The sequence below is a fragment of the Streptomyces sp. NPDC001941 genome (genome assembly GCF_040296945.1).
Lineage (GTDB): Bacteria > Actinomycetota > Actinomycetes > Streptomycetales > Streptomycetaceae > Streptomyces.
Window position 1 is genome coordinate 1 of sequence record NZ_JBEOYE010000239.1, and the last position, 2,103, is coordinate 2,103.

At 66.8% G+C, this 2,103-nt stretch carries 3 protein-coding genes; 2 read left to right on the forward strand and 1 reads right to left on the reverse strand.

The window, feature by feature from the left end; translation table 11 throughout:
• The coding region (locus ABT160_RS46820; protein ID WP_351652740.1) for a DUF6247 family protein at nucleotides 1-191 on the reverse strand (191 nt) is incomplete at its 3' end.
• Between the two features lie 415 nt (nucleotides 192-606).
• Between ABT160_RS46820 and ABT160_RS46825 the strand changes: the two genes are divergently transcribed.
• Both ABT160_RS46825 and ABT160_RS46830 read left to right on the forward strand, forming a co-directional pair.
• Complete coding sequence (locus tag ABT160_RS46825; RefSeq protein ID WP_351656494.1) at nucleotides 607-1,050, forward strand: RICIN domain-containing protein; 444 nt, start codon at nucleotides 607-609, stop codon at nucleotides 1,048-1,050.
• Nucleotides 1,051-1,423: 373 nt separating this feature from the next.
• A partial coding sequence (locus ABT160_RS46830) for an NAD-dependent epimerase/dehydratase family protein (protein WP_351656497.1) occupies nucleotides 1,424-2,103 on the forward strand: 680 nt, incomplete at its 3' end.

The following is a 2,103-nucleotide window of genomic DNA, read 5'->3' on the forward strand; positions in this document are numbered from 1 at the left end:
ACGACCTCGTAGAGCCCGGCCAGGGAAAACGTCTGGCGGGAATCCTCGAGGGCGGCCGCGTAGTCCCGCTCGAAGGCCGGCACCCACGTCGCCGCGCGCTTGTCGGCGCGCAGCTGGGCGAGGAGTTCGGCCGGCGCCCCAGGGGCGGGGGCGTGGGCGGCGACGGGTACGTGGTCAGGCTGCGCGCTCATCTGGGCCTCCCGGAGGGTCGTCCCTCTCACGGTACGCGCGCGTGTTCCCGGGCGGGGCGGCATCCGGTCTTCCGTGGGGCCGTCGCCGGTCAGGGCTGGGCGGGAATGGGGCCGGTGCGCCCCTTCCTGGCTGCGCGACGAACCTCGGTGGGCCGGGCTCCCAGCGCCGACGTCGTAGGCGTTGAGGGTCTGGGCGTCGACTTCATCGCCGCCCTTCGAGTGGAGGCACACACCCGTCGGAAATCGTTTGTCGAAATTCGCAACTTCTGACTAAATGTCCTAATTGCGAAAATTGGCACAGCGTTAACCAATTTGAACTTATTGAAGTTGCGATAAGCGCGCACTTCTGGAAGGGTTCATCTTGAAACTTTCCGACGTGGCGCCATTTGGCGTTAAGCAATGCAAGGGGGATCGGATGAAGCTTCGCAGCAAGGCGCGGACGTTTGTCATTTCTGCCGTGGCCATCGGGGGAACCGTGGTGGGCATGTCTGGAGCCAGCGCGGCTGGCCCCTACTTCACCATCTTCAGTTACAACAACGGCAAGTGCCTCACCCCCTACGGGGGGAGTTCCAGCAATGGGGCGAACATCGTGCAGTGGGACTGCTCGAACAGCGGAACCCAGCTGTGGTGGCAGGACAGCCAGGGCCGCATCGTGAACAAGAACGGCAAGTGCATGACCACGTACGGCGGCAGCAAGAACGACGGCGCCAACATCGTCCAGTGGGACTGCAACAGCAGCTCCGTCCACGTGAACGGTTTCGGCGCGATGGTTACCGCCGCCAATAAGTGCATCCGCCCCTACGGCGGCAGCAAGAACAATGGTGCCAACCAGACCCAGTGGGAATGCTCCGCTCCCTGAGTCGGATAAGGGCACCAATTTCTGATCTGGAGAATTCCCTTTTCGGGCTCAGGACGGTGCTGCGCACGGCGATCGGGCGCGGGTTCGAGAGCTCAGGGACCAGACTGAGCGCCTCTCCGCGCTGTGCACTCCAGTTGGCCTTTCGGCGCCGACTGGGGTGCACAGTCGTATGAATCCGCTCCCCGCGCTAAAGGGGCGGCGCGGCTCGGGCTCTCGGTGCGAGCCGGGCGGAGCTGGGCGCGGCCGTGGTCATGGGGTGCTGGCGGTGATCGTCGTGTGAGCGTGAGCAACGCCACGATGTCGATCTGTTTCACCTGTCGTCCCAGGTCAAGGCCTATTGGCAACATCGTTGCATGATGAAAGCCTTGCGGGCATGAAGATCCTTGTTATCGGTGGAACCGTGTTCCTGGGCCGGGCGGTCGTCGACGAAGCGCTGCGGCGCGGGCACGAGGTCACGCTGTTCAACCGCGGGCAGTCCGGCGTGACGCCCGCCGGGGCGGAAGCCGTACGGGGCGACCGCGAGGACGAGGACGCACTCGCCGCGCTCGTGCAGGACCGGCGCTGGGACTGGGTGATCGACACCTGCGGCTTCGAGCCCCTGTCCGTGGGCAAGTCGGTACGCGCGCTGACCGGGCACGCCGACGCCTACGCCTTCGTCTCCTCCTTCCACGCCTACGCCGACTGGCCCGCCAAGGGCGTCGACGAATCCATGCCCCGCCACGCCTGCGCCGTCGACGCCACCCCCGACGACGTCCCCTACAACGCCCTCAAAGCCGGCTGCGAGCGAGTCGTCGAGGACGCCTTCGGCGACGGCGCGCTCATCGTCAACCCCGGCATCATCGTCGGACCCGGCGAGAACGTCGGCCGACTGCCCTGGTGGCTGCAGACCCTCGCACGCGGCGGACGCGTACTGGCCCCGGGCTCCCCCGACCGCCCGCTGCAACTGGTCGACGCCCGCGACATCGCCGCCTTCCTCCTCGACCGGCTCACCGACGGCCGCCTCGGCCGCTACCTGACCACCGGCGTCCCCGGCAACACCACCATGGGCGACCT